The sequence below is a fragment of the Paenibacillus jamilae genome (assembly GCF_050482105.1).
Lineage (GTDB): Bacteria > Bacillota > Bacilli > Paenibacillales > Paenibacillaceae > Paenibacillus > Paenibacillus jamilae_B.
In genome coordinates, this window is record NZ_JBCNHI010000020.1 from 809,673 (window position 1) to 815,672 (window position 6,000).

At 42.1% G+C, this 6,000-nt stretch carries 6 protein-coding genes; all 6 read left to right on the top strand.

Going from position 1 to position 6,000, the window contains the following annotated elements:
* Positions 1-59: 59 nt before the first annotated feature.
* Positions 60-527 carry a MarR family winged helix-turn-helix transcriptional regulator gene (locus ABEW32_RS22665; RefSeq protein WP_117289420.1) on the top strand — a complete coding sequence of 156 codons (468 nt, stop codon included), beginning with the start codon at positions 60-62 and terminating at the stop codon, positions 525-527.
* 90 nt (positions 528-617) lie between these two features.
* Entirely contained in the window at positions 618-1,994 is a 1,377-nt protein-coding gene (locus ABEW32_RS22670) for an MFS transporter (RefSeq protein ID WP_102997968.1), read from the top strand.
* An 85-nt stretch (positions 1,995-2,079) separates the two neighbouring features.
* Positions 2,080-2,649, top strand: a complete 570-nt coding sequence (locus ABEW32_RS22675) for a hypothetical protein (protein WP_102997978.1) — start codon at positions 2,080-2,082, stop codon at positions 2,647-2,649.
* Between the two features lie 68 nt (positions 2,650-2,717).
* Positions 2,718-2,867, top strand: coding sequence for a 50S ribosomal protein L33 (gene rpmG / locus ABEW32_RS22680; RefSeq protein ID WP_007430271.1), 150 nt, complete (start codon positions 2,718-2,720; stop codon positions 2,865-2,867).
* Positions 2,868-3,381: 514 nt separating this feature from the next.
* Entirely contained in the window at positions 3,382-3,627 is a 246-nt protein-coding gene (locus tag ABEW32_RS22685; RefSeq protein WP_016821159.1) for a type B 50S ribosomal protein L31, read from the top strand.
* Positions 3,628-4,291: 664 nt separating this feature from the next.
* Positions 4,292-6,000: S-layer homology domain-containing protein (locus ABEW32_RS22690; protein WP_430191975.1), on the top strand; the 1,709-nt coding region annotated here is incomplete at its 3' end.

Here is a 6,000-nt window from a genome sequence, read left to right on the forward strand (position 1 = left end):
TTAAAATTAGTTGGAATTCAAACTATTAAAATTCAATAGATATGGAGGTTAGAAGTGAAATGGGAAGTGAGGTGTATCCCGTTTGTCTTCCTTGGGAGGAAGAAAGCACGATGTATTTAATTAAATGGATTTTTACCACTGTTCGGCGTGAGATTGAAACTGCACTCCGTCCTTTGGGGCTTACCTCCCCACAATCACAGACGCTCTACATACTGGCGATGTCGCCTGGAGTCACCAACACGGATTTGGAAAAGCTGTTGCTTATTGATAAATCAAGCGTTACCAGTCTGGTTAATGGGATTGTTAAGAAGAACTGGGCAGTACGCCAAAGTCATCCGGAAGATGCGCGAATGAAGCAAATTTATTTGACCGAGGAAGGCTTGGAGATTCACAAGGTAGCTGAACGTACCATTGAGCAAATTAAAAGCTCGGTAGGTAAAACATTATCTTTCGAAGAGTCGGAGGCGCTGCGCGGTATGCTCAAAAAAATTCTTCATGATTATCGTCCTGCGAAAGCCTGCGTTTGAGTGGATAAATAGAAAAGTTTACTCGGATGGAGTTTTATAAGCTATAAAATGTCACCTAGATAAGAAATGTATAGGAGAGGGAGAAACCAAATGATAAAAGAACAAACTTATCCCAATGCGGATAAGCTAATGCGTGTGTTGGCCTTCACACTTGTTTTTTCAGTGATGAACGCTTTTATGTTTAATGTAGTTATGCCTGTGATTCGGGAGGAATTTCATATTAGTGCCTCCGATGTAAGCTGGCTGCTGACTGGTTATATGATCGTGTATGCGGTTGGCTCGGTGACCTACGGTAAGCTGGCAGATAAATATCGCCTCAAGGATTTGCTGACATTTGGGATTATCTTTTTTGCACTAGGTTCACTTATTGGGCTGTTGGCCAATCAATTTTGGATGTTAATTGTAGCTCGATTGCTCCAGGCTACAGGGGCTGCTGTTATTCCGGCAACCGCTATGATCGTTCCCGTTCGTTATTTCTCGGCTGAAAAAAGAGGGCGAGCTTTGGGCGTCACTGCAATCGGCTTGGCATTAGGCACTGCACTGGCTCCCATTATTTCCGGTTTGATTACAGGCTTTGCGAGCTGGCGCTTTTTGTTCGTCATTTCTATGCTGCCATTGATTGCTTTGCCATTCTTTCGTAAATATTTGGATGATCAGCGAGGAGAAGATCAGAAGTTTGATTTTCTTGGTGGATTATTGCTAGGTGGAACAGTGGCCTTTTTGTTGCTCTCCATTTCACAAGCCAATTTGATGTTTTTTCTAATCGGTGTGGTTTTATTTGGACTGTTTATATGGCGCATTAATACTGCCCATGATCCATTCATCCAGCCGAAGCTGTTCCGTAACAAGCAATATTCATATGGGCTTCTTATCGCCTTTTTAGGTACGGGGATTAGCTTTGGATTGCCGTACTTGGCACCACAGTTTCTGAACAGTCTCAACCAGCTTACACCAGCAACAATTGGACTGATTATGTTTCCCGCAGCTATTGCGTCTGCATTATTAGGAAAAAGAGGAGGGCGTTTGGCCGATAGTAAAGGGAATTCTGTTCTGGTGTATACAGCCGTATCGCTGTTGTTTATCTGCTTTATCAGCTTGTCTACGTTTGTAGGTGCGTCCCCGTATCTAATTTTGTTTTTACTTATTTTCGGGAATGTAGGTCAGACCTTTATGCAGATCGCCATGTCTAATACAATTTCTCGTACTTTGTCGAAAGACCAGATTGGTGTTGGAATGGGGCTGTTATCTCTGTTGAATTTCATTGCCGGGGCAATCACAACAAGTATTTTGGGCAAAACGTTGGATAGCTCGTCATCCTTTCATTTGAATCCGGTCGTATCTAATGTTCAGGTGTACAATTTTAGCAATATATTTACGGTGCTTGCGCTGGTTGCACTTGTGACGATGGGGCTTTACGCGTTGCAATTCCGGCGGGGGGCAGGCCGTAATACGCCTGCTGTCGAATAAGGATAAACATTTTAGGTAAGCTCATGCCATAACAAGGGTATAATATAGGAGGAAAAGTTTATCTATGGAAGGACGGAGTGCCTGCATGACAAGAAACCTTCAATATGTACCCTATGGCTATGAGCCGCCAGTTGAGACGCATAAAGGGACTATAGTCTATTATGATACGTTTGAGCAGGTTACAGTCAGTGAGTTGGAGCTTTTTGCTGAAACAGGGGCTGCACTATCTTTTACAAAGCTGGTGCTGTATCCGCTACATGAAGAAACAGTCAGAAGAATGTTTAAGCAGCCTGTACGCTCGTATTACAAGCGAATCGATGAACTGGGAGAGTGGCAACGAGAGCAGGCTTTGGGTGCTGTTGTGATTGAAAACTGGGAAGGTAAGCGAAAAAAATACACACCGATTGAGGCAGCCATTCGTTTTTTGGCGGAAAAGTATGCAACTCCGCTTTTTTTGTACATGAGTCCTGAAACTGCAAATTTGTGCGCTTCCTATGCATCCTTTGGAGAATGGATTAGAAACGTCAGGTTGGTGCTTTCGAGTGAACCAATAGAAATTCATCCGAAGCTTGCACAGTACCGTAATCGCTGGAACACAGTAGAAGAAGCAGCAAACCGCGACTCTAAGGTTGACAAAGCGGAACATGAATTATAGAATAGAACTAATCGTAAAAATTACTATTGTAATTGTATACCATGTATTCCAATTAAGGAGGAAGAATAATGCGCGTAATTGTTACCTTGGCATGCACCGAATCCGGTGATCGTAACTATACAACAACCAAGAACAAAAGAAATCATCCGGAGCGTCTTGAAATGAAAAAATACTCTCCGCGTTTGAAAAAGTACACGATCCATCGTGAAACTAGATAATTTGTGGTTTGCTGTATAGCGACCTGAATGATTCTTTTCCTGAGCGGAGCCTGTAAGTTTGCAAAAAGCCTGTGTTATGGAACCGACGAAAACTTGAATTAGTCCAGTGGACAAAGCGTCTAAAGTTAAAGCCAGCACCTAAGAGAACGGCTTTTTTTCATGGTTGTATAATAGATGCTGAGCTACATACATGGTACGCTTTGCCTTTTGAATCGAAAGCACGTGGTTGCCTAGTTCTCCTATGCTGATGACAGTATTCGGGACGAGCTGAAGGACCATTCACTATATGCTTATATAACGATGAAGGCTGACGAAAGATCCGGAGCGTTCGTGCAATAGACGATGCGATATATACAGCATCGTTCGCTTGTCGTTTATGAGACTTGAACGCAACTGTTATGATCTGTCGTCTTTTTTTCTGAGACATAACCGTTCCTTTTGCCAACTGATGGAGCATTGCATCAGTACGTTTGAAGATCGAAACTAAAACTACATGAAAGATTAGGTGATACAAATGAAAAAAGATATTCATCCAACATTGAATAAAGTTATCTTTTTGGACCCTAGTTGTGGATTCTCTTTCCTGAGTGCTTCTACTAAATATTCGCAAGAAACGATGGAATGGGAAGATGGCAACACATACCCGGTTATCCGTGTAGATACTAGCTCCGCTTCTCATCCGTTCTTCACTGGTAAACAAAGAAATGTGGATATTGGTGGACGTGTGGATCGCTTTAACAAAAAATATAACCTTAAGTAAGACTCTTCGAAAGCTAGGTTTACGGATTATGTTGATAATTCGTAAACCTAGCTTTTTTGTTATGTACGAATAAATAGGGCCAAATCAACACTGTAAATCGGTCCGCTTATCCTGATTGTTTGATAACATGCTCATTCTGCAGGTGCCAAAGTGTAATAAGAACATGAAAACATGAAAGCAGCAGCTTCCCTGGAACGGTCCAAGAAGCTGCTGTTTTTTTATGTAAAATGAACGCGCACAATAGTCGGCAATGCTAATTTTGGCAACTATTCGTTTTAAGGTGTATTCCTTACGGCGTTTCAGGCTGTCTTGATTAAAAAATAATCGCAGGTATCTAGCCTGCGATTATTTTTTTATAGTACATGAGTCGCGATTCATGGAGGATTTTGATAAATCACTCGCATAAATGAGTTCTTTGAAGAATAGAGTTGGGCACTTGGTGTAACAAGCGTTATTATATAAGCTTTTGTTCAGAATTGGTTCAGTGGAATCATGTATATTAATTCGAAACGACATAAATCACTTATTTTCGACAAATATATGAACGAATGATTAATATAAACACGGTTTTTTTGTTGAGAAATACAGTGGATCGGACTTATTACCCAACTTTTTGAAGATCGAATGGGTCGTTTTACTTAAAAGTAATTAGGAGGTAAATCGATTGAAGGTTTATTCACTTAAATGGGCAGCTGCTCTTGTTGCTCTTCAGGCGACGTTTGGTACTTCTGCTTACGCTGCAACGCCTACCAATAATTTATTTTCAGATACATCCTATGTGACGAGTGATAAAATGGCGGCTATTCAAGAAGCTGTACGCCAGGGACTTTTATCGGGAGATCCCCAAGGAACCTTTCGCCCTACAGCAACATTAACTCGTCAGGAGCTCGCAGTATTATTGGTCAGAGCCTTAAAATTGGACCCTATTTCGAGTTCTTCTACTTTTAAAGATGTGCAAAGTAAACAATTTGCTGCTCCATATATAGAAGCCGCACAAAAAGCTGGATTTCTATCCGGGGATGGATTAGGAAATTTCCGTCCAAACGATCCTGTTACACGTGAAGAGCTGGCAGCCGTGTTTGTTCGTGCAGTCGGAGGGGTTAATGCAGAGGGCGGATCAAGCATTTTGCCAAAAGATCAATCCTTGGTAAGCCGATGGGCAGCTGGATCGGTAGATACGGCACTTCGTCTGGGTTTAATTGATATTCATGACAGCAAGCTCAATCCCACAGGTGAAGTAAAAAGGGAGGATATTGCTCCTCTTCTGGTGGATATATTCAAAACTCAAGAGCAAACGGCCACGATCAATAGCGTTGATGGAGACATTGTAACGATTGATAATGTTCCCTATTTAATAGAAGGAAAATTGAAAGAGTTGATCGGAAACTCTAATAAAGATGCGTTAAAGGGAGCTATATTAAAGTTTAATTCGCGCAATCGTAATGTGGATGAGCTGCAACAATTGGAGATCGTGCAAAAAGGTGTTGTGTTAAATACCAATGGTCTACCGGAAAGCAGCCTGCTTCGAATTTCAGGTGATGATGTTCAGATTAAAGGAGATATAAAAGGAGTAATCGAGCTTAACGATGGTGTCTCTAATATCCAATTGAATGGAAATGCAAGCCAACTTACTGTGAATTCCAGCAATGGTATTTCTATTAAAGGAACAGGGACAATTGGGGAGCTTAAAGTTGCCAACGCAAATGCTAAAGTGACATTGAATCCGAATTTTAAAGTTGAAATGATTCAGCTGCCTAAAGATGTATCTGTTTCACAAGTTATCCAAAATTACAATGAAGTACAAAAGCAGATTGGAAAAATTCAGTCGGCTGACGGGACGGTTCAAGAAGTGACTACAACTACGTCGAGTAGCGTGAAATTTTCCTCTGGAGGTGGAGGTGGAAGTTCAACAAATTCAGTGAATAACCATGCACCAGGCGTTACTACCGGGTTTACTGATGTTGCGTTAAGTACAGCAGATGAGCCTAAAAAGATTAATCTGGCAAATAGTTTTACTGATGCTGATGGAGACACTTTGACTTACACAGCAGAATCTTCAGCTACGAACGTAGCGACGGTATCAGTGAATGGAAGTCAGCTGACCCTCACACCAGTGAGCGCAGGAACAACCAAGGTCACGGTTACGGCGAACGACAGCAAGGGCGGGACCATAAACAGCCAGTTCAACGTAACAATCACGCCGGTGATTCCAGAAGCTGTGAACCATGCGCCGACAGTGGAAACGTCGATCAGCAATATAACGACAGGAGTCGCGGATGGGGTTAAGACGTTAAGCCTTGCAGGTGTGTTCGCAGACGAAGACAGCAACGCGCTGACATTCACTGCAACTTCGACGAATGCGGGCGTGGCGAC

Excerpts from the sequence above, each read along its gene's own strand:
- ABEW32_RS22665 (WP_117289420.1), top strand. The coding sequence starts at position 60 with ATGGGAAGTGAGGTGTATCCCGTTTGTCTTCCTTGGGAGGAAGAAAGC.
- ABEW32_RS22670 (WP_102997968.1), top strand. The coding sequence starts at position 618 with ATGATAAAAGAACAAACTTATCCCAATGCGGATAAGCTAATGCGTGTG.
- ABEW32_RS22675 (WP_102997978.1), top strand. The coding sequence starts at position 2,080 with ATGACAAGAAACCTTCAATATGTACCCTATGGCTATGAGCCGCCAGTT.
- rpmG (WP_007430271.1), top strand. The coding sequence starts at position 2,718 with ATGCGCGTAATTGTTACCTTGGCATGCACCGAATCCGGTGATCGTAAC.
- ABEW32_RS22685 (WP_016821159.1), top strand. The coding sequence starts at position 3,382 with ATGAAAAAAGATATTCATCCAACATTGAATAAAGTTATCTTTTTGGAC.